We start from the raw sequence: 21736 nt of genomic DNA on the forward strand, positions 1-21736 counted from the left end.
TCAGTGATGTTATGGCAAAGCGGTTACGCTGTGGGGTCGCCCCTCGCGATTAGCGAGGGTTGACGAAGAATGGCGGAATTGCAGTGTTATTTTCGATGTGTTGATCGATTTTTCCGCATGCGGCCATAGCCTCAGCAATGGTGACATCCATGTCGAGGTAGCGATAGGTGCCGAGGCGCCCGAGGAAGGACACGCCTTGTGAGTTTTCAGCAAGGGAAATGTAGTCTTCCAGCATCCGCGTTTCGGTCGTCAGGCGGATTGGATAGTACGGTGTGTCTCCCGGTTCTGCGAGGCGGCTATGCTCACGGAAACAGACGGTTTTTTCGAGCTCAGATGCTTCCCATGGAGCGAAGTGCTTGTGCTCGGAGATGCGTGTGAAAGGCACATCTTCATCGCAATAATTGATAACGGCTGTTCCTTGATAATCGCCTTCAGCGTCGAAGCGTTCAAAATCAAGGGTGCGATAACCTAAGCGGCCATGGGTGAAATCAAAATAACGGTCGATTGGGCCGGTGTAAAAGACGTGATCGAAGTTTTCCTGTGCGCGAACGTCTTCAAAGCGTGTGTTCAGACGTAGTTCAAGGCGTGGGGTGTCAATAATACCCTCCACGAGAGCTGTGTATCCGTCTTCTGGAATGCCTTGATAGGGGTGGTTGAAGTAATTGTCGTCATAGTTGAAGCGTAAGGGGAGGCGCTTCAAAATGGATGCTGGGAGTTCGGTTGGATCGAGGCCCCATTGCTTACGTGTATAGCCACGGAAGAAAGCGTGATAGAGTTCAGGCCCAATCATGGAGAGAGCTTGTTCTTCAAAATTTTTGGGTTCGGTAATGGACTTGTCAGCTTTTTCTTCAATGAAACGACGCGCTTCATCGGGGCCCATGGTTTTGTTGAAGAATTGGTTGATGGTCAGCAGGTTGACGGGAAGTGTGTAGACTTCGTCTTTTGAGATCGCTTTGACGCGGTTCACATAGGGGCGGAACGTGCCGAATTGTTGGATGTAATCCCACACATGTTTATGCGCGGTATGAAAAATATGCGGACCGTAATGGTGAACCATGACATCGGTTTTGTCATCGCGCGAGGTATGGCAGTTACCACCGAGGTGAGGGCGTTCGTCTATAAGAAGAACGTCGTGTCCCTTTTCAGCTAAATGACGACCAACAACGGCTCCACTGAACCCTGCGCCAACAATACAAAACTTCATCCGTGTCCCCTATGGTTGTGGCGTACTGAAGATGTACCCCATGTGCCGCTCGGTGCTTGTTTAAGCGCCTACTTTTTGTGGGCATTAAGTTTTTCGTCATGCCTTGTAAAGGTAGCCGAGGCTTCTCTCTGCGTGGGAGTGTGCTACCGTCCTACCAAGAAAAGTAAAGTTAATAATAAGTTTAGGGGGTGGGGTGTGTGCGTTAGGAGCGTGATTGGACTTGTGCTGCTGTTCGTCGGAAGTGTTGGGGGGATCAGTGCGCAGGAGAAAAGTTGGCTACCGGAAGAGGGGGCTAAGATTCCGGGTAATGCTTTGGCCTGGCCTACTGTGCTGGAGCCAGTGCCGCAGTCTTTATCTGAAATGTTGAATCAGGGAGCTGTTGTGTTGTTGGTGGCTGGTGGGAAGGAGGGACCAGAGGTCACTCTGCGTTTTAAGAGGAAAGTTATTCTTTGTTATGTTAGCCCAGCCCCGGTAGGGGGTGTGCCAACATCGCGCTGCTGGCGTTTAAACTAAGTATTTATGAGAGTTATACTTCGATGAAGAGTCTTCCTGGCTTCGCACTTTTTGCACGAGCCTTTGATTATTTTGAAGAAATTGCCATGCTGATTCTGACGGTAAGCATTTCTTTGGTGGCTTGTGTTGGGCTGTTTCATGTCGTGGTTGCTGTTGGGCGAATGCTGATCCACACGGGCCTCAACCCCACGAGTCCGGATGTTTTGCAGTCATTGTTTGGATTGTTTTTCACGGTATTGATCGCTTTAGAGTTTAAACATTCTATTCTGGTGCTCCCTGAAGCGCAGACACATAGTATGACGCGTATGCGTTCAGTGCTGCTTATTGGTATGATGGCAACTGTCCGTAAATTTATTGTATTAGACCTGAATGGCATTAATGTGCCGGAAATGGTTGCGCTTTCTGGTGCAGTTTTGGCGCTAGGCGTCGTGTATTGGTTGGTGCGTAATAAAAGCGCAACGCCATAAAAATTGATGTTGTTATACCGCTAGAGTTTATACCCTAGCGGTATTTTCGTGATTATGGTTGGTAAATTGTGTCTACGAGCACGATTTCAGTATCTTCGAGCGCCGTGACTTTGAGAGTTTCTGTTTCGGAGATAGCAGCGCCATCGCGTGTATGAACGATGGTCCCTTCAATTTCGACCGATCCAGTGGCTGGGACGAGGTACCCAAGGCGGTTTTTGCCGAGAGGATATTCAACCGTTTCACCTTTACGGATGGTTGCACCAACAACGCGAGCGTCGGCGTTAATAGTGAGAGCATCTGTATCTTCATTAAGACCGGATGCGAGTGTGACGAACTGATTGGCGCGTTCTCCTTTTGGGAAAGTACGCGTACCCCAGGACGGCGCGTGGCCGTTGCGATTTGGTAAAATCCAAATCTGGAACAAGCGTGTGGTGATATCTTCATGGTTGTACTCGCTGTGATATACGCCGGTCCCGGCTGACATGACTTGCACGTCTCCAGCTTCTGTTCGGCCTTTATTCCCTAGACTATCTTCGTGCGTTATGGCTCCTTCACGGACATAAGTGATGATTTCCATATTTTTGTGAGGGTGGGTGCCGAAGCCGGTGCCTGCGGCAATGGCATCGTCATTCCAGACACGTAGGTCGCCCCAGTGCATACGATTATCATCAAAGTAACTGGCAAATGAGAAATGATGTTTGGCATCTAGCCAGCCGTGGTTAGCATGGCCGAGTGAATTAAAAGAGCGAACTTCGATCATGATGGATCTCCTGTCAAAAGCAGTGGTCTTTGTCTGTGATGAAAGATAGTTATTGAGTTTGAGGCATTATATAGAAATAAAGGAAAGTCATGGTTTCTTAATTTTTCATTTTGGCATGAGGCGGCTGGATAATGCGATTACCGGATTTTGAAGGGTGGGCTATTTTTGCCAAGGTCGCCGAACGGGGTTCATTTACGCGGGCTGCTGATGAACTCAATTTGTCTAAGCCGACAGTCTCAAAAGCTATTAGCCGCTTAGAGCAATCTTTGGGCGTAGCTCTTTTTAATCGTAATTCGCGGCAAATGTCTTTGACCGAAATGGGGCGCTCATTGGTCGGTCACGCAAACCGTATTGTGGCGGAGGCAGAGGCCGCGGAGAATGAGGCACGAGGTGGAACGTTGCGCCCGTCAGGGTTGATCCGTGTGGCGGCTCCTATGACATTTGGTGTTAAGCATTTTGCGCCACTCTTGCCAGCATTTCTCGAGCAGTATCCTGATATTGATGTGAATGTTGATTTTAGTGATACGCTCGTCGATCTGGTGGCAGAAGGATATGATGTGGCGTTACGTATTGCGTCATTAGCGGACTCAGCTTTGCGTGCGCGGCGTCTGTGCCGGGTGCGATTATTACTTGTTGCCGCTCCTCATTATCTTGACCGCATAGGAAGGCCTGAGCACCCACGGGATCTCGCTGATCAAAAAAGCTTTGTGTATACGAATACGACAGCGCCAGGAACGTTGCGGTTAAAACACGCCGCGACTGGGAGGGAGTTTGTTCTCGCGCAGCAGGCGCGTATGCGCGCAGATAATGCAGAGGCCTTTTTGCCTGCTTTAGAAGCAGGTTTAGGTTATGGGCTGTTTCCTGAATTTATGATTTGGGAAGGTCTACGGGATGGTCGGTTCGAGCATATTTTGCCGGAATGGGGAGCCGCAGAGATTGCCTTATATTTGGTAACATCTGGCAACACACTGCGCCCTGTACGAGTAACAGCCTTTATGGATTATATGGTGAATGCTCTCGAAACGCCTCAATGGGCCCAAAAAATATGATTATGGTGTGGAATCTTGTAAAACGAGGCGGGGTTTAATGATGCGGCTTTATATGGCGGGCATGCTCTTATTGTACGGATTGGCGGGGCAGCCTGTGCTCGCGCAAGATATGATGGGGTTAGAGCAAAGTAGTTTATTAACGCGTCCTTTATTTGATCCGAGTAGGCGGGGAAAGATCCTCCAACAGTCACATGATGAATTACCGGTGGTTACGGGGGTGGTTGGAGACCACGGTGGTTGGACAGCAATATTTGCAGGTACCCCACATACACTCGGTGGGTTAAGTGTGCATGCTGGAGGGACTTTTGAAGGCTGGACAGTTGTTGCCGTCTCTCCCTTAGAAGTGCGTTTGGAGCGTATGGGAGTGCTGCGTAGGATTGTACCTAAATCTGAATATTCATCGGGACATCCGCAGGTTGAAATAAGGAATTGATGAATAGAGAAGTGTATTTCAATTTTATAAAAATATTTAAGTCAGGATGTCTCTATACTGTGTGTGGTTTATTTTCGGGGGTCATAAAATATTCATAAGCATTTTGAGAAACTAGATTGTAGGGAAAGCATCATTCGCGCGGGTTGTGCGGGCGTGTAGGGGCATTATCGCTCTGTGTGTTGTATATGAGGGGTGGTTGTTGTGGTTATGAAACGGACAAAAGTAGCATTTTCTGCTGCGTTGATGCTCAGCGCTTTTGGTACGAGTGTGGTGCACTCTGCCGACGGTGATTTTGGCTGGCAGAATGATGGTGATGATATTGCGCATCATGATCATGCACGGGCGTTTCCTACACGTACCCCTATCAAGCATGTTGTTGTTATCTACCAAGAAAACGTAGCGTTCGATCATTATTTTGGAACATATCCAAAGGCTGCGAACCCAACGGGGGAGCCGTCATTTACGGCGGCTGAGCATACGCCTTATGTCAACAACCTGCGCTCAGCTAACCTTTTAGCACAAAACCCGAATACTAACCCAGCCAATGGCGCTGGTGCGGCATTGCCGTTCCGTCTGGACCGTTCGCAAGCCAGCACGGCAGATCAAAATCATGCATACACCGCTGAGCAGCACGCTTATGATAACGGGAATGCGGATTTGTTCCCGCTCTATACAGGGCGCGGTTCTTCCGGTGGTGTCGGGGCGTTTGGTACGTCCGGTCAGGTCTTGGGATATTATGACGGTAACACCGTAACGGCTTACTGGCATTACGCTCAGCGCTTTGCCATGAGTGATAATAGTTATAGTGACACTTATGGCCCATCAACGCCGGGCGCTTTGGAAGTCGTTTCTGGCCAAACAAATGGCCTGAAAATTCGTATGACGACGGCGAAGCCCGCCACAGCAACAAAATCCTCTGCCTTCGCTGATGATGGGCAGGGTGGTTATACGATGATCAACGATATTGATCCTTCTTATGATGTTTGTTCATCAAAGACGGACCAAGGCAGCATGACCAGCCGTAATATTGGTGATCTTTTGAACCAACGTGGCATTACATGGGGCGGCTTTATGGGCGGCTTCAACTTGGGTGCGGTGAATGCGGATGGTTCCACGGGCTGCCAGCGCTCTACATATTCGACAGTCGTTTCGCAGAATGTCGCGGATTATATCCCGCATCACAATTGGTTCCAGTATTACGCATCCACGGCTAACCCGACGCATGCACGTCCTGTCTCTATGCACGCGGTTGGCTATAGTGTTGTGCCAGATTCTCAGCAGGCTGAACCAGCTAATCATGAATATGATCTGGAAGATTTTTACGCGGCTGTAAAAATACATAACTTCCCGGCAGTCTCATTCATTAAAATGCCCGCTTACCAAGATGGGCATGCAGGGTATTCTGACCCGTTGGATGAACAATCTGGCGTTGTGAAATTGGTTAATTTCATTCAGAAGCGTCCGGAATGGCGAGATACAGCGGTTATTATTGCTTATGATGATTCCGATGGCTGGTACGATCACGCTTACACGACGCCGACGCGCAGTTCTTTTTCATCGGCTGATCAACTGAGTGCCAATGGCGTATGCGGTACTGGTGAAGCACCGAAGGGTGTATCAGGTAAGCCTGTGAATGGGCGTTGTGGCCCTGGCACACGCTTGCCGCTGATTGTTGTTTCCCCATGGGCACGGACGAACTTTGTAGGTCATAAGTTAACCTCTCAAGCTTCTGTGCCGAAGTTTATCGAAGATAACTGGTTAGACGGTAAGCGTTTGGGGCAGGGATCTTTTGATGCCAGTGCGGGGTCATTGGATGAACTGTTTGATTTTGATCGTAACCCTCAAACTGGAACGCTTATTCTGGATGAGAACACGGGCGATATTAAACATGATGGCGAACACCATGGGCATCACGATGCAGGTGGGGACAACACGCCGCCAGCACCACCAGCACCGCAAGATGGGCTTGCGGGTTTCTTGTCGTGGTTGCTGCCTTCATGGCTGATTGCTTTGTTTAACTGATTGTATGCGACGATTAGCGAAAATGGTGCAGCTTTTAGGGAGCTGCACCATTGTTTTTTGTGGGATGGTGAGTGGCGCTGCGAACGCGCAGTCCACAGCGCAATGCGCGCCATCTGCGGATGGACGTAACCCGTGCCCTGTTGTGTTGCATCGCCCTGATCAGCACCCGTTATCGGCGATGGCTGAAGTCGGAAAAGCGATTTTTTACGATAAGGGTTTGTCAGGGTCAGGACGTTTGTCTTGTGCTTCCTGTCATGCCCCTGATCAGCATTATGGTCCGACTGGAGAGGCAGCTGTTTTTTTGGGTGGGGTCGGTTTGAATCGGGAGGGGCGCCGCGCTATTCCCACGCTGACTTATGCGGAGCGGCGTCCAAATTTTAGTATTGGCCCGGATAATGCTGTCTCGGAAACAGCGCCAACATTAAGCGATACAACGGCGACGAGTAACGCGCCGCGCGGCTCTAAAAGCGCGACAAATACGGCGTCTTCGGCAGCGAATATGGTGCCGCAAGGTGGGCTCTTTTGGGATGGGCGGGCAGATACTCTGCAAGCACAGGCTGAGGGGCCGTTATTTGATGCGGATGAGATGGCCGCAACGCCGCAGCATGTCATGGAGCATTTAGCGCATGCACCTTATGCGCAAACATTGAGAGTGCTGGCGGGAATTCCAGAGGGCACAACACCGCCTTTGTTAATGAATGAGGCCCTTTTTGCGCTGGCGCGTTACCAGATAGAGGCAGGAAGTTTTCATTTATACAACAGCAAATTTGACGCGTGGCTGGAAGGCAAGGCCAAATTCACAGCGCAAGAGCGGGAGGGGTATTTAGCTTTTAACGACCCTGCTCGTGGGAATTGTGCTGCGTGCCATTTAGACACGGCAACGCCAGAAGGCTTGCCACCATTATTTACGGATCACCAGTATGAAGCTTTGGGTGCGCCGCGCAATATGGCGATCACGCGCAACCAAAATGCTGAATATTATGACCTTGGCGTTTGTGACCGAGAGCCCGGTGGACGCAAAACGCTTTCAGCTTATTGTGGAATGTTTACAACGCCTACATTGCGCAATAGCGCCACGCGGCATGTCTTTTTTCATAATGGTGTTTTCCATTCTTTGCCCGATGTTTTGGATTTTTACGCGTTACGCGATGTGGAGCCAGAGCATTTTTATGGAAAAGGCCATGTGGAGCCCAATGATCTGCCAAAAGCGTATCATGAGAATTTGGACCGTAAAGATGCGCCTTTTGGTGGAAAAAAAGGTGATAAGCCACAGCTTACGGAACAGGATCGTGCTGCGATTGTTGTGTTCTTGTCCACATTAACCGATCAGCCAGAAGGACGCTGAATTTTACGTATGCCTACTGGTTGAGCGGAGTATGCTCTGGCATGGTCTTTTGCATGAAAGCAGCATGTCAGAGGGGGCGGTACTTGCATTTTTGGCGTTCTATTCGGGCATTGGGCGCCGTGTCCCATCAGGTATGGCAGGGTAAGGGGCGGCGGAAGGCTGATTCTGGTTTTGCTTTGCTATTGGTTTTATGGACGCTCGCTTTCTTGGCACTAATTGGTACGCATGTGTTGTTGCAGGGCCGTACGATGGTGGTGGATGCGAGTGCACGCCAGAAGCATGTAGCGTTAGAACTGGCCGCAGATAGTGCCATTCGACAAGAACTATATGGGTTGGTCTTAGCCTCGCCGCATATTCCTGCGGGGTTGGAGGCGTGGCATGAGCGTGAAGACGGGCCGTATCATGTCATGATACGTGCTCATCTTGAGCGAGGTCAGGTCAATCCGAGTGTGATATCGCGTGATTTACTGCTGGCTGTAATGGAAAGTAGCGGCATAGCTGCACCAGATGCAGAGCGTGCTTCCAGTGCATTATATGGGTGGCGTGGTCACCCTTTATTGGGAGCTGCACCGCCGCCGGGTTCTTTTGTGCCAGCAGATATGGGGGCAGGGTGTGTCGTGACGCACGGGCCGTTTCATAGTTTGGATGATATGGCGTCTTTACCCGGTGTTGGGTGGGGCATTGTGCGGCGTATTGCTCCTGCAGTGTCTTTATCTCAGATGCAATATCCAGTTAGTGCGGGAGCTGAGCCAGCGGTTCAGGCTGCCTTAAAGCGCCTTAATCGATCCGGCACTTCGGGAGCTTCTGAATGGCTCTCTCAGCCGCCGACGCTAGGTGGAGGTGTGAGTGTCATCGTTGAAGCGTTAGTGCGCGATGAGCAAGGAGCGGAAAAGCGCCGGGCAAATATTGTTTTAATGCCGGATGCTGAACCAGAGCCTTGGCGTGTGATGCGCTGGGAAACTGTGCCGGTAGAGTAGTTCTTTTGCTTTCTTGTGCGGTTTATTGAAGTGCAGTGGAAACGTCTGATTTAACGGGTGTGTGGACCGTACAGCTTTTGAGCTTCTGCGAGTATTTTATGTTGGTAACGTTGATTTAGTTCGGGGGTGTGCGAGTGGTAATCCCCAATGGCCTGCATCAGATTTCCGTGTGTTTCATTAAGAAAGCTCCGCAGAATGAGAGCTGATGCGGCGAGGTTGAAGCAATTATCAGAGACAAGGCGAGAGGCGGTTTGGGTTGGCGTCATATTAACGATCTGGGCCAGAGGCTTCACCCAGAGAGAGTTAATTTGCATGAGCCCCATATCAAAACTGCCATCTCCGTTAGGGTGAATAGAGCCTGCATGTCCATGTTCGACTTCCCAAATTGCAGGAAGAACCCGTTCTGGGATGTGATAGCGTAGAGCGGCAGCAAGCATACAGGCGAAGAGAGGGGCGGGCATGATGTTTCGCTTTGCAAGCATTCAGGGCGGCTTTTCAGAGAAGCGCATCCTGTCGTAGGGTGAAGATCTCGTCAGATACGTAGCTTACGCTACGACCGTATGCGAAGTGTAGTCTTCGGATGGTAGAAAAAGGAAGATCGGTCATGAAATTGTCAGCGTACCGTATGCGGGCCGAAGCGCGAGATGATGAGGGCTTTACGCTTCTTGAAATTCTTGTGGTGTTGGCGATTTTGGGCTTGTTGGTTGGGCTGGTGGCTCCGGCAGCGCTACGCCAATTAGGCAATGCGCGTGTTTCTGTTGCAAAGCAATCGATCGCTCGGATTGGTTCTGTATTGGATATGTATAAGCTAGATACGGGTTCGTATCCCACGACGGAAGATGGGCTGGATGCCCTTATTCATCGTCCGGGAACGGCAGAAGGGTGGAATGGGCCATATTTGAAAGATGGGAACTCTCCATTAGACCCTTGGAATCATGCGTATATTTATCGTTCTCCGTCAGAGCGTGAAGGAAAGGATTATGATCTGTGCTCACGTGGGCCACATGGTAGTGCGGATGGAGATCGCGGGTTAATTTGTAATCCATAAAATAGAGTAATGGCCTTAAGGAAGGCATTTGAAGCTGCCTCTTGATATGACGTGGTCGGCAGGGGGGGATCCCTGCCGAAGTTCAACCATATGGGCTTAATCGTGCAGTCCGACATATTTTAACACCCGGTGTTGTGGGTCAGACGAGCCTGTGGCGGGTGTATGATTAAGGTCATCCGGTGTAAGGGCCGCATGCGATAGGCGCTCTCTTAAATCTGTTGTGAGAGAAAGCGCTTCCCCTTGGCTATGGATGACATGAGGGGTGATGAGTACCAGCAATTCCGTACGGGTGCGGGTATTGTCTTGCGTACCGCCCAGTAAGCCGAGAATGGGGATATCTTTGAGCCAAGGGATACCTTGGTTACTACGCTCAGAGCGGTCTGAGATGAGGCCAGCTAGGCCGACGGTCTGTCCATCGGCAATGACCACGCGTGATGTCACTTGACGCTGAGAGAAGGTCGGGCTGTTGATGGAACCGCTGCCTGTGGATGTCGTGCTGGAGGCTACGGAGCTAACTTGTTGAGAGACATCCAGTGTGACTAAACCGCCATTGCTCACATGCGGTGTGACTTGAAGGATAACGCCGGTAGGTTGGTAGTTAATGGAATTCGTGACGGTAGAGTTTGCTGTTAGCACGCCCGTCGTGGAGCCGGTGAGGTAGGGCACCATATCCCCCACCATGAGCGAAGCGGGTTGATTGTCTACAACCATGAGTTCTGGTGATGATAGGACACGGACGGATGTGACGGCTTGCAGTGCATTAATGACGAAAGGTGCGCCGCCACTGGCCGAACCACCGAGCACGAAGCCGGGGAATGAACTGGACAATGCCGATGAGACGAGGCTGGATGTGCCCAAAGATTGGGTGGCGTTGCTCAGTACGCCATTCACGCCGCCCGATTTAAAGAAGAACTGCGTTCCGTATTGTAAGTTATCGTTGAGGGTTACTTCAGCAACAGTTGCATCGACGCGGACTTGCAGAGGCATGATGTCCACTTTGCGAAGCATTGCCGTGATGGAGTCATTCTCTTCTGGAGTTGAGTAAACAAGAACGGCATTGTTTTGTAGGTCTGGGATAATGCGGATGCGGGCATTATCGTTGCTATTACTGCTACTATTATTGCCTAAGCCACCGAGTAGGGGATTGTTTGAGAGGCTGTCTGATTGGCTGCTATTGGCGCTGCCATTCTGGCTGTTGCTATTGTCATTTGTACTGTTGCCGGTGGTGCCTTGGCCCAGCAGTGAATTTCCGGTGTTGCTGCTTTGCTGGGTATTGCCCATACCCAAGGATGTACTGTTCGAACTGCTATTATTTGAAAAAGAGCTGTTGGGGATGTTCATCTTCGCCGAAGGTGTGGCGGTGACGTGGTCTGGCGTAAAGGCTTGTTGTAGCAAATATGCTACGTCATTTGCTCGGCCATTTTGTAGGTAATACACATTCCAGCGTCGGACAGAACGGCGGCGTTGTGTTTCAATGGTGGTGAAGGCGCGGCGCGCATTGTCAATGAAGCGTGGGTTAGAGGCAATGACCATGACTGCTTCTGCGCGCGGCATAGCAATGACCTGAATACGGTCCGTAAAGGCTTGGCCTTTTTTCGTTGCTAATGCGGCCTGTAGTGCTTGGGCGAGTTCTTGTGCGCTGCCACTCTCTGTTGGGAACATGGCATAAGACTGTCCAGAGAGAACATCTGTATCAAAGGCCTGCACCATATCAATGAGAGAGGCGCGCGTTGCGGGGTCTCCCGAAATGGCGACGGCATTACTCCCAGGTGCGGCGACGAGGTGGCCGTTATTGCGCAAAATCGGCTGTAAGGCTTTCACCAGACTTTCTGCAGAGGTGTAGCGCAGGGGAATGATCGTTCCGTTTTGATCATCGCCGCTATTGCTCCCGCCGGGCATATTGCCACCAAGCCCGCCCCCACCTGCGGAGCCGTTAGAGACAACGCGATATAAACCATTTTCATAGATGAGTGTGGCACCCGACCCAGCGAGGGCTGAGCGGAAAACATTAAGCACTTGATCACGGTGCAGAGGGCGGGTTGTACGCATGGTGACGGTACCATGAACGGCGGGGTCCACCATGTAGTTTACGCCCAGCACGGAGCCGAGGATTTGATCGGTAGCGGAGCGAATATCGGTTTCGGCGAAGTTGAGAGAAATATCGCCTGTGCTGCGGTCGTTGTCTGCTTCGCTGCTATTGAGGGAAGAGGCGCGGCCATAGCTGACGATACCGCCTCGGGCTGCGGGGTTGCGCTCAATTGGGCCGTCAATGCGGGGGGAAGCAGTTTGGCCGTAAGCTCCGGGGGCGATGGGGAGGGGCTTTGGGGTGCGTGGGGCGTCTGTGCACCCGCTGACCATTATGGCCGCAGAAATGGCGAGAGCTGTGCCGGAGCGTAGAGCGATACGGCGCGAAAATGACGAGACGCGAAAGCTGGGAAGAAAAGTCACGCGGCGTTACCAATTCTGAGTGTTGGAAGAGTGAGGTGAGATATGCGTAGGTTTGTTGAGGCTGCGTAAAGCGACAATCAGGAGTGAAACATCGACAGGCTGACCATGGGCCGCAGCGTCATCAGGCATAATGCCGCTGGCGGTAGAGATTTGGAGGTCTTCGGTTAAGAGATGTGGTGAGTGCGTTTGTTGAAGGCTGGACAGGAATTGTATTGTTGCGGGCCAAGAGGCGGTGAAGGCAACCCGTAAAGCGATGGTTTGAAAATGATCTTTGCGTGGCAGTGTGAGGGGCTCTTGGCTGGTAAGGGGCAGATTGAGCGCATCTGTCAGGGTATGCACGGTTTCTTGGAGTTGAGCGAGAGCAAGATCATCAGAGGGAGCGGTCAGTAAGGGGGTTGTTTGGGCCATTTGCAGGTTGGCTTGTCGTGCACGGTTTTCCAAGTGGGGAATGGTGCTGATGAGTCGTTGGGTGCGTGCCAAAAGTTCTTTTTGAGCGGCAATGGTATCTTGCGTGTCCTCGAATGTCCTGATGAGGGTTTGTACGGACCAAACGATGAATAAAGCAACGACGCCGGCGAGGATGAGGGCGTAAAGGCGGCCGCGTGATCCGGTAGGAAGTTGGGAAAGCGGAGCAGAGGGCGTTGGGGCGGAGTTTTTAAGCGCTTGCGTCATGCTGGATATGGGCCTCAGGGCTGCCCGAGGGCGTTTGTTGCGGTTGCGGTGAGGGAGAAAAGATCAGCTTGGTGGTTGTCTGAGCGTAGAACGGGACCAGAAAAAGCGACATCCGAGAAATGTCCCGTTTGGCGCATGGTGACGATGAGGCGGGCAGCTTCTTTTGATTGGCCTTCAAGGGATATTTGGCGGCCACGGAGGCGTAGGCTGGTGAGGTATGTGTCGTCTGGGAGGGCGTCAGTTAGGTTTTGTAAGGTGATAAGGGGGATGCCATTGCGCTGCTCCTCTTTCTGAACAGCGAGTGGACCAAGTTGAGTGAGCATGATTTGGTGCTGAAGTGCTTCAGCATGGCTACGGCCATTCTCCAGAGTAGAGAGAGCCGAATTGATGCGGAAGAGGTGAATTTGCTGAAAAAGAAATGGTGCCAGTAAGAGCAAGAAGACAAGAAGAGTAAAGACTTTATGGCGTGGATGTTTAGCGGAGATAGTACGGCTGAGCGGTAAGGTAATCGGGTGAGATGAATGGCGTGATGTGGCCCGTAAATGTGTTGGGGCCAGTGCGTGTGCGGCAAGCTGTTCTTGGGCTGTATTAAAGGTTCTGCGCGGGGCAATGAGAAGATCAAAAGCGATAGAGCCGGGCGGAGCTGGGTGTGGGGTAGGGTCTAGGGACCACACGATATCATCCGGCTGAAAAGGGGTTAAGCGATCAAGCTCATAATGAGCTGCTCGGGCCGGGTCTGTTCGGGCTGCTTCGGGTAAAGTGATGCGGCGTTTTAGAATACTGCCGGGGGGAAGGCATAATACGGTATGTGGCGGGTTGTGTAGAAAAGTTTTGCGCTTTGGGCGTGGCAAAGAGTGTATCTCAAGAGGTGAGAGTGCCAGCGTACCATCTTCTGAAACGTTCAAAAGTGTTTCGGTTTGTTTGGCTCTCAGTCGGGTAGGTAAGCATTCGCTGAGGCGATCTCGCCACCATCGTAAGAAGACAGGCAGCATCGGGAAGTGATTGATCGTCCGGAGCCCGTTCATGCCGTCTTATACTCCTGAGGGCCATATCGGGCCTAAAGTGGAATGATGTACTCTATTGGCAGTATGATTAAGGGAGGATTTTGAAAGCTTTACGGGTTTTACGCAAGGGTCGTTCTTAAAGTGTTTGGTTAGAGATCAGGCGTATCCACCAGATTGCGAGGGCGAGGGAAGGCCCAAAAGGAATAGCTTTGCTCCATGTCTTTGTGTCGTGTTTGAGAACGCGGTTGGTGAGCATATGTGCTATACCGAGCAAGGCGGCATAGAGAATAATATGTGGCACAGCGCTCATCCCAAGCCATGCGCCGCCTGCAGCGAGTAATTTGGCATCGCCCGCGCCAAGGCCGGCCCGGCCTTTGAGAGCTTTATACAGCCAAGCGATACCGGCGAAGAGCGTATATCCCAAGAAGCAGCCTTCTAGGTGGTCCATGAGTGTATCGCCGAACCAAGACAGACCATTGGAGAGTACAGCATCACTCCATGTACCATTGAGAAGCCCCAAGAGTAGAAGGGGGAGTGTGAGGCTGTCAGGCAAACGAAAGCAGCGCAGATCAATCCAGCTTAAGGCGAGTAGTCCCCAGCCGAGTATGCAGGTCCATACGAGGTCTAGTGAGGAAGGCAGCGTGGGAGTGGTGCTAATGGCAATGATCCATGCGGAAAGAGGCACGCCGCAGGCGATGAGTTCAATATAAAAGTGAAATGGATCGATTGGGTGCTGACAATGTTGGCATCGCCCGCGTTGACGCAGATAGGAGAGGATAGGTACCATCTCCCACGGACGTAATGGTGAGTGACAGGTATCACAGTGAGAGCGCCCAACAATAAAAGCGCGTTTATTGGGAATACGATTAATTAATACGCCAAGGAAGCTGCCAATAATGGGCGAAATGAGCATAAACGGCCAAAGTGTTTCAATGGATAGTGCCATGAGTGGCCAATGTGTTGGGACGTGGATTATGCTCATACAGCCTAACCTGCCGGAACGTTTTCGGGGCGGCAAGTCATGAGAGATGATCAAACGATGAATGACGTTGCACTGATGGAACCGGCAGAAGATTTGGGACACTGGCTTGTGAAAAGCGGTGTATGTGATGAGCGGGTTGTTGAACGGGGTAAGGCAGTCGCCGCAGAAAGTGGGCAGAGTTTAGCTGCCGTGATGTTGCAACTCGGTTTGGTCACGGAGGCGGACCTAGCGAGCACGTATGCAGCCCTTCTAGGGCGTTCTTTGATTACGGCAGAGATGTTGGCACAGCTTGAAGAGCCCCTATGTGGTGAGGTGCTGACAAGTCGTTTTGTCCGGCAAGCGCGGATTATTCCGTTTCATGATAATGGCGCGGTGATGCATGTGGTCATGGCAGATCCACAGGATGACTTTACGGCGGATGCTGTGAGTTTGGCTGTGGGGCGTGATGTGTGCCGTGAAGCTGGAAAAATATCGGATATTGATGCGGCGTTGAACCGTTTATATCCGGAAGAGACGGCAGATGCGGCGGAAGAGAATACGGCAGCGCAGGATGATTTGGCCGAGGATGATACAGACCGTTTGAAAGATTTGGCGAGTGAAGCGCCGATTATTCGGTTGGTGAATCAAATTATTTTTCGTGCTGTGGAGAATAGGGCATCCGATATTCATATTGAACCGGATGAGAACCGGTTGGTTGTGCGCTATCGTTATGATGGCGTGCTGCATGAGGCGGATAGTTTAAGCCCGCGCATGACGGCGGCGTTGATTTCTCGCGTTAAAATTATGGCCCGGTTGGATATTGCGGAGCGTCGTTTGCCGCAGGATGGGCGTATCAAATTGGCTGTGCGTGGGCATGAGGTCGATTTCCGTGTGTCGACGGTGCCCGGTTTACATGGTGAAATTGTTGTGCTGCGTGTGTTGGATCGTACGGCGGTGCGTTTTGATTATGCTAATTTGGGTTTGTCTCAGTCGATTATTGAATTGTTTCGTAATGCGCTGGAAATGCCGAATGGCATTGTGTTGGTGACGGGGCCAACAGGGAGCGGGAAAACCACCACTCTCTATACCGGTTTGTCCGGCCTGAACGCGACTGAACGTAATGTCATGACGGTGGAAGACCCGATTGAGTACCAACTCAGTGGTATCAACCAGATCCAAACGCGCCCGGCCATTGGGTTGAATTTCTCAAGTTTATTGCGTGCGCTTTTGCGCCAAGATCCGGATGTGATCATGGTTGGCGAAATTCGTGATCTTGAAACGGCTCAGATTGCGGTACAGGCGGCGTTAACGGGGCATTTGGTGCTTTCCACGTTGCATACGAACTCGGCTGCTGCTGCGGTGACGCGTTTGCGCGATATGGGGCTTGAAGATTATTTGCTGACGGCTGTTTTGCGGGGGGTTCTCGCGCAGCGTTTGGTGCGGCGTTTATGCACAGCTTGCTGTGAGCCGGGCCCCGTAATGCCGGAATTAGCGGCGCGGTTGGGGCTGGAGACACATGAAGGCCATACGTTGTGGCAGGCGCGTGGGTGTCCGGAGTGTCGCCACACGGGGTATCGTGGGCGTTTGGCGATTGCAGAGTATTTAAATCCTTCCAAAGCGGTAACGCGGCTGATCTTGTCAGGGGCGGACCATGTGGAGATTGAGGCAGCGGCTATGGAAGAAGGGATGGAAACCATGTTCCGGGCGGGGCTTCAGGCTGCGTTGCAAGGGAAGACGACCCTTGAAGAGGTCAGTCGTGCCGTTGGGGCGGAAGGCTGACCGTGGCGGAGGGGGCAATCTCTGAAACGCAGGCAACGCTGTGGCAGTATCGTGCTGTTGGTGTTGATGGCGTTGTCGTGACAGGAGAGCTTAATGCCACGGGGGAGGCGCAAGTGATTGCGTCCCTACGGCAAAAGAAGTTGATGCCTTTGGATGTGCGGCATACGTCAGATGGAGGTGTCGGGCGTGCGGGGGGATCGTGGCTGCAGGCGTTGCGGCGTACACGCTTTAGGCCAGCAGACATTTCGGATTTTACGCGGAAATTAGCCACAATGTTGGGCGCTGGGCTGGATCTGGATCGTGCTTTGCGTTTTTTGGGGGAGACCGCGCCGTCTGATAAAATGAAAGCATTAATCACGCAGCTGCGTGATCGTGTGCGTGATGGTGCTTCTTTTGCTGATGCGTTGGAGGCTACGGGGGGCGTATTTTCCAAGCTTTATGTTGGTTTGGTCAGGGCTGGTGAAGCTGGTGGCGCGTTGCATGACGCGCTGGAGCGTTTGGCGGATGTATTGGAACGGGAGCGCCGCTTGGCTGCGACGATACAGTCCGCCATGATCTATCCAACCGTCTTAATGATCGCGTCGATCGGGTCTGTTGTGCTGTTACTGACCCATGTTCTGCCGCAATTTGTACCTCTTTTTGAAGAAAATGGTGTGGCGTTACCCATGATGACGCGAGTGGTCATTGCTGCGGGGGATGTCTTAACGCATTGGGGGCTTTTTATGCTCATCGGTGTGGGAGTGTGCGTTGCGGCTGGGCGTATGGCGCTACGGCGGCCAGATATACGATTTCGGGCGGATCATTTTCTTTTGAGAGTGCCGGTGATCGGCACGCTCTTGCGTCATGTGATGGCGGCACAATTGACGCGTACTTTGGGAACATTATTGCAAAATGGTGTGTCTTTAGTGGGAGCATTGCGCATTACGGGCGGGGTAATAGGTAACCGTTCTGGAGCTCAAGCGCTGACCCGCGCTACGGGTGTGGTGCGTGAAGGTGGAAGCTTAGCTGTTTCTTTAGAACGAGCTGACGTGTACCCGCGGGAAATGACGCATTTTTTGCGTGTGGGGGAAGAAACGGCGCAGTTGGCCTCGATCGCTTTGCGGGCGGCGGATGTGCATGAAGAGGCGGTGCGGGTCACGGTGCAGCGTCTTTTGGCAATTTTGGTGCCAGCGATTACGGTGATTATGGGGTTAATCGTTGCCGGTATTGTATCCGCCTTGTTGTTGGCGATGTTGAGCCTGAATGATTTGGCGCATTGATGCGGGGGCATGGCTTGTATCCAGTGAAGGAGAAGACTTCGCTCAGCGGCTGCGATGCGGGCTTTACCTTGCTGGAAATGTTGGTTGTGCTGGTGATCGCAGGGCTTTTGATCGGCCTAGTGTTAACGCGAGGGCCGTTGCGGAGCGACGCCATGACATTTTCTGATGGGCGGTTGCGTGTGGTGTCTGCCCTACAGGCAGCGCGGCGTGAGGCTATGCTGCAAGGGCATGATGTCATGATGCAGTTTGATGTGCCGTCCCGGACCGTTTCTGTGATGGATGGGCTTCATGTGATGGTGGAGCCATTGGTCACGCCGGTTGAGGTGAGCAGTGATCAGAGTGTTGAGCGCATTACGGAGCATTTTTCTGCGGATGGCACGGCGGAGGGCATGCCGATTGTGCTGCATTATGGTCGGCTCAGGGCACGCATTACGCTGAGCCCGATGACCGGGCGGATTATGGTGCAAAATCATGGGTAACCGTGTGGAGCAGGAGCGCGGCTTCACACTTTTAGAGGTTATTGTTGCCCTTATGATTGCTGGTATCGCCTTGGCGGCGATGATGGGCGCTTTATCAACGGGGTTAAGTGGCGAAGGGCGAGCGGTTGATCAATTACAAGCGCTTTCACTGGCGCGTTCTGAGCTGGATGCCGAGATGATGCTGCCTCGGCTGACGCCGGGAGAGAGAAAAGTGACCTTGATGCGTGGTTTTCAAAGCACGATTGAAACGCGGCAGGTTGCGAGGGGGCATGCTGCTGGAGGGCGTGTTCTGGCGTTATATCAGGTTAATATACGCGTGGAATGGGGCGCTACTGGGCACGGTGTAGTGTTATCAGAGCGGTTAGTGCGTGACGCGGTGGAGGCACCATGATGAGGCAACGTGATGCAGGGTTTACCTTGCTGGAAATCATGGTTGTTTTGGTGGTGTTTGGTTTGCTGTCTTTAGCATTATGGACGGGCATTGGCGTAGGGACGCGCGGGTGGCGTAGTGGTGAGCAGCTTTCGGTTTCTGTCGAGCAGGCGCAGGATACTGAAGATGCGTTGCGGCGGATGATGACACGTGCGGACCAAGGTGATGATGGCGGTCCCGCGGCGCTGAGTGGTGGTGCTGACCGTTTGAAGTTAGTGAGTTGGCTGTCAGTCGGAGGCGGGTATACCCGCGAAGCTGAAGTGGGGCTGGGTGTGAATGCAGAGCATAATTTTGTGCTGCGTTGGCGCCCTTATGTGCATACTCGGTGTTTGTCGCCTGATGAGGGTTTCCAAGAAGAAGTGCTCATGGGAGGGGTGAAGGGCGTAGAGTTTTCGTATTATGGGATGGCAGAGGGGGGGGCAGGTTGGCACCATGTATGGAATACGCCGCACCTGCCCCAACTGGTGCGGGTGCATTTTGCCTTTATGAAAGCTGGGCAGCGTTGGCCTGATATTTTAATCCATCCGCTGTTAGCTGGTGGCGGTGAGCCGTCTTAGCGGATGGTGTTTTATCGTTAAGTGCGGTCTTTGAGCACTGTGGCGATATGTGGCTCAGTGCCGATGAGTACGCAAGCAACAGGGTGTGTGCTGTCACGTACAAAGGTCAGTAGCACTGATGTCGCACTGTTAAAGAGATCGCTTTCAACGGTGACCAATGGTGCGAAGGTTTTATCTTCACTGGCTGCTTGAGCGGCATGAGCCAAAAGGCGGTGTACGGCTTTTTCGAGTGCTGGGAGCACAATATTGGCGCCGTTTGCCGCATCATTGGTGTGGGTTGTGAGGAGTTCTTCCCAACCCGGCCGCGTGATGAAAACGGGAAGGCCATCCGTTGGTGTTTCACGTTCAGCGCGGACGATGAGGCCTTGTGTCGCAAGGTCGATAATGTTGAGCGCAGGCAGTGTTTTTGGGTCAAGCGAGATCGGCATAGGGTTTTATCTTTAAGGCGAACTAAAGGACTGCCGTAGCGGGCAGGAGGTGATGGTGCGCAGACCGTACGGGTTTAGTGCGTTGGGCCGTTGAGTGCTTGTAGAATTGTATTTGTTTGGGTGGCGTGTGTTTGTAGTGCTGAGAGGTTTTGCGGTGCTGGTTGGGGGATGCCGGGGGGAAGGTGATGGCTGCGCGCTGCAAGACTCATATTGAAGGCCGACATGCCGAGTACAAAGCTTTCGGGGGTGAAGTCGTGGATTGCTAGTATTTCAGGCAGATGGGGCACTTGTGCCGTACGGCTGATCACGTCATCTAGGCTGGCACCTTGTGTATTAGGTGGCTGTATGTTGGCCGCTTGAAGAGCATTGAGGGTATCAGCAGCGTTGGTGAAAAACGCTTCAGGCAGGATGTAGGCAGAAACGCGCTGTGCATCTGCAAGTGTTTGTGCGGGAATGGCGGTCGGCTGTGTTTCTGGCAAGAATGATCCGCCTGCGCTTTGAGCACAGGCGGGAACGATGGCCAAAAGGGTTGTAAGCCCTGTGAGAAGGCAGCGCTTGATCATGAAAGAACCCACTCACCAGCACGCATCAGTGGCGTGCGTTCGCCATTTTTAATGCCATCGACATCAATTTTGTCAGACCCGATCATCCAATCGATATGGATTAAGGAGTCATTGGCTCCACGTGCGATGAGTTCTTCGGTCGTTTGGCCTTCTGGGTCTATCATGCATTTTGTGTAGGCTTGACCAAGGGCAATATGGCTGGAAGCATTTTCGTCAAACAGCGTGTTGCAATAGAGAATATTACTAGCTGAGATCGGAGAAGAATGCGGTACGAGCGCGACTTCACCGATGCGGCGTGCGCCTTCATCCGTGTCGAGAATACGCTTGAGAACGTTTTCGCCCTTGCTGGCGGAGGCTTCAACAATACGGCCAGCTTCAAAGCGTACGGCAATATTATCAATCAGGGTGCCTTGGTGGAAGAGAGGCTTGGTGCTGCACACATGGCCATCAACGCGGGCACAATGCGGCGTGGTGAAAATTTCTTCTGTCGGAATGTTAGGATTACAAATCACGCCATTCCCAGCTTTTTCGGCGCCACCAGACCAAAGGTGACCATCTGCCAAACCAACGGTGAGGTCTGTGCCGGGGCCAGTGAAGTGTAGCGTGTCAAAACGGGTGGTGTTCATGTATTCAGCACGGGCGTACAGGCGTGCGTTATGCGCTTTCCACTCCGCGACGGGGTCTTCGCGGTCAACGCGTGAAGAAGCGAAAATGCCCTGCCATAGTGCCGCGAGCGCATCTTCTGGGGAGAGGTCCGGGAAGACTTGTGCGGCCCATGCGGGGGTGGCGCAGGCGATGATGTTCCAGTTGACGGCGAATTGCGTGATGAGTTCCATCGCGGGGCGGTTGGCCGCAGAGTTTGCGCGGTTGGCGCGTGCGATGCGCTCAGGGTCTTGTCCCGCGAGGAGTGTTGGGTTGGCACCTGTAATGGCCATACGGGCAGCGCCTTCACGGAAGGCACGAGCGAGGCCCTCGGCCATCCAGACAGGAGCAGTATCGAACGCATCATCGGGGGCATGGATGTAACGTGCGAGGGTGGCTTCATCGTCAGCGTAAAGCGTGGTGACGAGGGATGCGCCAGCGCGGTAAGCGTGTTCTGTGACGCGGCGGACGAGGGACACAGCATCTAGCGGTGCGGTGATGACGAGTTGTTGGCCCGGTTGAATATTCAGGCCGACGCGCACGGCGACTTCGCCGAGGCGGTCAAGAAGTTGTTCATGGGTAAAAGAATGTGTCGTCACGTCCAGAACTTTCAGGCATCACGTTTAAAGATTTTGTTGCTTATGGTGGTCTCTAGGCGCGGGAAGTGCAAGGGGGCTTTTGCCGAGAGACTTTAGG

The 21736-nt window shown here is 52.4% G+C and carries 23 protein-coding genes; 13 read left to right on the forward strand and 10 right to left on the reverse strand.

Annotated features, from left to right (window positions below; genetic code table 11):
- Positions 1 to 49 precede the first annotated feature (49 nt).
- A complete protein-coding gene (gene glf, locus KB213_RS11000) occupies positions 50 to 1204 on the reverse strand; it encodes a UDP-galactopyranose mutase (protein ID WP_211683097.1) in 1155 nt (384 codons plus the stop codon).
- Between the two features lie 210 nt (positions 1205 to 1414).
- On the opposite strand from glf, the gene KB213_RS11005 reads away from it, so the two are divergent.
- Positions 1415 to 1717, forward strand: coding sequence for a hypothetical protein (locus KB213_RS11005; RefSeq protein ID WP_211683099.1), 303 nt, complete (start codon positions 1415 to 1417; stop codon positions 1715 to 1717).
- 23 nt (positions 1718 to 1740) lie between these two features.
- A complete protein-coding gene (locus KB213_RS11010) occupies positions 1741 to 2184 on the forward strand; it encodes a phosphate-starvation-inducible PsiE family protein (protein WP_211683101.1) in 444 nt (147 codons plus the stop codon).
- 52 nt (positions 2185 to 2236) lie between these two features.
- Here the strand turns inward: KB213_RS11010 and KB213_RS11015 are convergent, their stop codons facing one another.
- Complete coding sequence (locus KB213_RS11015; protein ID WP_211683103.1) at positions 2237 to 2944, reverse strand: pirin family protein; 708 nt, start codon at positions 2942 to 2944, stop codon at positions 2237 to 2239.
- Between the two features lie 131 nt (positions 2945 to 3075).
- Between KB213_RS11015 and KB213_RS11020 the strand changes: the two genes are divergently transcribed.
- The 5 genes from KB213_RS11020 (at position 3076) to KB213_RS11040 (ending at position 8770) form a co-directional block, all read left to right on the forward strand.
- Positions 3076 to 3993, forward strand: a complete 918-nt coding sequence (locus tag KB213_RS11020) for a LysR family transcriptional regulator (protein ID WP_211683105.1) — start codon at positions 3076 to 3078, stop codon at positions 3991 to 3993.
- Positions 3994 to 4030: 37 nt separating this feature from the next.
- A complete protein-coding gene (locus tag KB213_RS11025) occupies positions 4031 to 4426 on the forward strand; it encodes a hypothetical protein (protein ID WP_211683107.1) in 396 nt (131 codons plus the stop codon).
- 207 nt (positions 4427 to 4633) lie between these two features.
- Complete coding sequence (locus tag KB213_RS11030; RefSeq protein WP_249110513.1) at positions 4634 to 6448, forward strand: phospholipase C; 1815 nt, start codon at positions 4634 to 4636, stop codon at positions 6446 to 6448.
- 4 nt (positions 6449 to 6452) lie between these two features.
- Positions 6453 to 7793 (forward strand): cytochrome-c peroxidase, encoded by a 1341-nt coding sequence (locus tag KB213_RS11035; RefSeq protein ID WP_249110515.1) that lies wholly within the window; start codon positions 6453 to 6455, stop codon positions 7791 to 7793.
- Between the two features lie 83 nt (positions 7794 to 7876).
- A complete protein-coding gene (locus KB213_RS11040) occupies positions 7877 to 8770 on the forward strand; it encodes a hypothetical protein (RefSeq protein WP_211683109.1) in 894 nt (297 codons plus the stop codon).
- 50 nt (positions 8771 to 8820) lie between these two features.
- Here the strand turns inward: KB213_RS11040 and KB213_RS11045 are convergent, their stop codons facing one another.
- Positions 8821 to 9231: a lytic transglycosylase domain-containing protein gene (locus KB213_RS11045; RefSeq protein WP_211683110.1), complete on the reverse strand. Its 411-nt coding sequence runs from the start codon at positions 9229 to 9231 to the stop codon at positions 8821 to 8823.
- Positions 9232 to 9374: 143 nt separating this feature from the next.
- Between KB213_RS11045 and gspG the strand changes: the two genes are divergently transcribed.
- Positions 9375 to 9818, forward strand: a complete 444-nt coding sequence (gene gspG / locus KB213_RS11050) for a type II secretion system major pseudopilin GspG (protein ID WP_249110516.1) — start codon at positions 9375 to 9377, stop codon at positions 9816 to 9818.
- Positions 9819 to 9914: 96 nt separating this feature from the next.
- Here gspG and gspD read toward each other — a convergent pair whose 3' ends face one another.
- From gspD to KB213_RS11070, 4 genes are all read right to left on the reverse strand, one after another.
- A complete protein-coding gene (gene gspD / locus KB213_RS11055) occupies positions 9915 to 12266 on the reverse strand; it encodes a type II secretion system secretin GspD (RefSeq protein ID WP_211683112.1) in 2352 nt (783 codons plus the stop codon).
- Between the two features lie 6 nt (positions 12267 to 12272).
- A complete protein-coding gene (gspM, locus tag KB213_RS11060; protein WP_211683114.1) occupies positions 12273 to 12938 on the reverse strand; it encodes a type II secretion system protein GspM in 666 nt (221 codons plus the stop codon).
- 14 nt (positions 12939 to 12952) lie between these two features.
- Positions 12953 to 13963, reverse strand: a complete 1011-nt coding sequence (locus KB213_RS11065; RefSeq protein WP_211683116.1) for a PilN domain-containing protein — start codon at positions 13961 to 13963, stop codon at positions 12953 to 12955.
- 115 nt (positions 13964 to 14078) lie between these two features.
- Positions 14079 to 14924: a prepilin peptidase gene (locus KB213_RS11070; protein WP_211683118.1), complete on the reverse strand. Its 846-nt coding sequence runs from the start codon at positions 14922 to 14924 to the stop codon at positions 14079 to 14081.
- Positions 14925 to 14963: 39 nt separating this feature from the next.
- On the opposite strand from KB213_RS11070, the gene KB213_RS11075 reads away from it, so the two are divergent.
- Genes KB213_RS11075 through KB213_RS11095 form a run of 5 tightly spaced genes read left to right on the forward strand, consistent with a single transcriptional unit; the run spans position 14964 to position 19407 of the window.
- Positions 14964 to 16682 carry a GspE/PulE family protein gene (locus KB213_RS11075; RefSeq protein WP_249110518.1) on the forward strand — a complete coding sequence of 573 codons (1719 nt, stop codon included), beginning with the start codon at positions 14964 to 14966 and terminating at the stop codon, positions 16680 to 16682.
- A 2-nt stretch (positions 16683 to 16684) separates the two neighbouring features.
- Positions 16685 to 17941: a type II secretion system F family protein gene (locus tag KB213_RS11080; RefSeq protein WP_211683120.1), complete on the forward strand. Its 1257-nt coding sequence runs from the start codon at positions 16685 to 16687 to the stop codon at positions 17939 to 17941.
- A 23-nt stretch (positions 17942 to 17964) separates the two neighbouring features.
- Entirely contained in the window at positions 17965 to 18420 is a 456-nt protein-coding gene (locus KB213_RS11085) for a prepilin-type N-terminal cleavage/methylation domain-containing protein (RefSeq protein ID WP_346266709.1), read from the forward strand.
- The gene (locus KB213_RS11090) at positions 18413 to 18811 is read left to right on the forward strand and encodes a type IV pilus modification PilV family protein (protein WP_211683122.1); all 399 of its coding nucleotides are present in this window, start codon (positions 18413 to 18415) and stop codon (positions 18809 to 18811) included. The genes KB213_RS11085 and KB213_RS11090 overlap by 8 nt, the downstream gene beginning before the upstream one ends.
- Complete coding sequence (locus KB213_RS11095; protein WP_211683124.1) at positions 18808 to 19407, forward strand: prepilin-type N-terminal cleavage/methylation domain-containing protein; 600 nt, start codon at positions 18808 to 18810, stop codon at positions 19405 to 19407. Before KB213_RS11090 ends, KB213_RS11095 begins: the two co-directional genes overlap by 4 nt.
- A 17-nt stretch (positions 19408 to 19424) precedes the next feature.
- Here the strand turns inward: KB213_RS11095 and KB213_RS11100 are convergent, their stop codons facing one another.
- The 3 genes from KB213_RS11100 to KB213_RS11110 form a co-directional block, all read right to left on the reverse strand.
- Entirely contained in the window at positions 19425 to 19835 is a 411-nt protein-coding gene (locus tag KB213_RS11100) for a hypothetical protein (RefSeq protein WP_211683126.1), read from the reverse strand.
- A gap of 74 nt (positions 19836 to 19909) precedes the next feature.
- Positions 19910 to 20398: a hypothetical protein gene (locus KB213_RS11105; protein WP_211683129.1), complete on the reverse strand. Its 489-nt coding sequence runs from the start codon at positions 20396 to 20398 to the stop codon at positions 19910 to 19912.
- Positions 20395 to 21639, reverse strand: a complete 1245-nt coding sequence (locus tag KB213_RS11110) for an aminopeptidase (protein WP_211683131.1) — start codon at positions 21637 to 21639, stop codon at positions 20395 to 20397. The genes KB213_RS11105 and KB213_RS11110 overlap by 4 nt, the downstream gene beginning before the upstream one ends.
- Between the last annotated feature and the right edge of the window lie 97 nt (positions 21640 to 21736).

Source organism: Neokomagataea anthophila, from assembly GCF_018122595.1.
In the GTDB taxonomy this organism is placed as follows: Bacteria; Pseudomonadota; Alphaproteobacteria; order Acetobacterales; family Acetobacteraceae; genus Gluconobacter; species Gluconobacter anthophilus.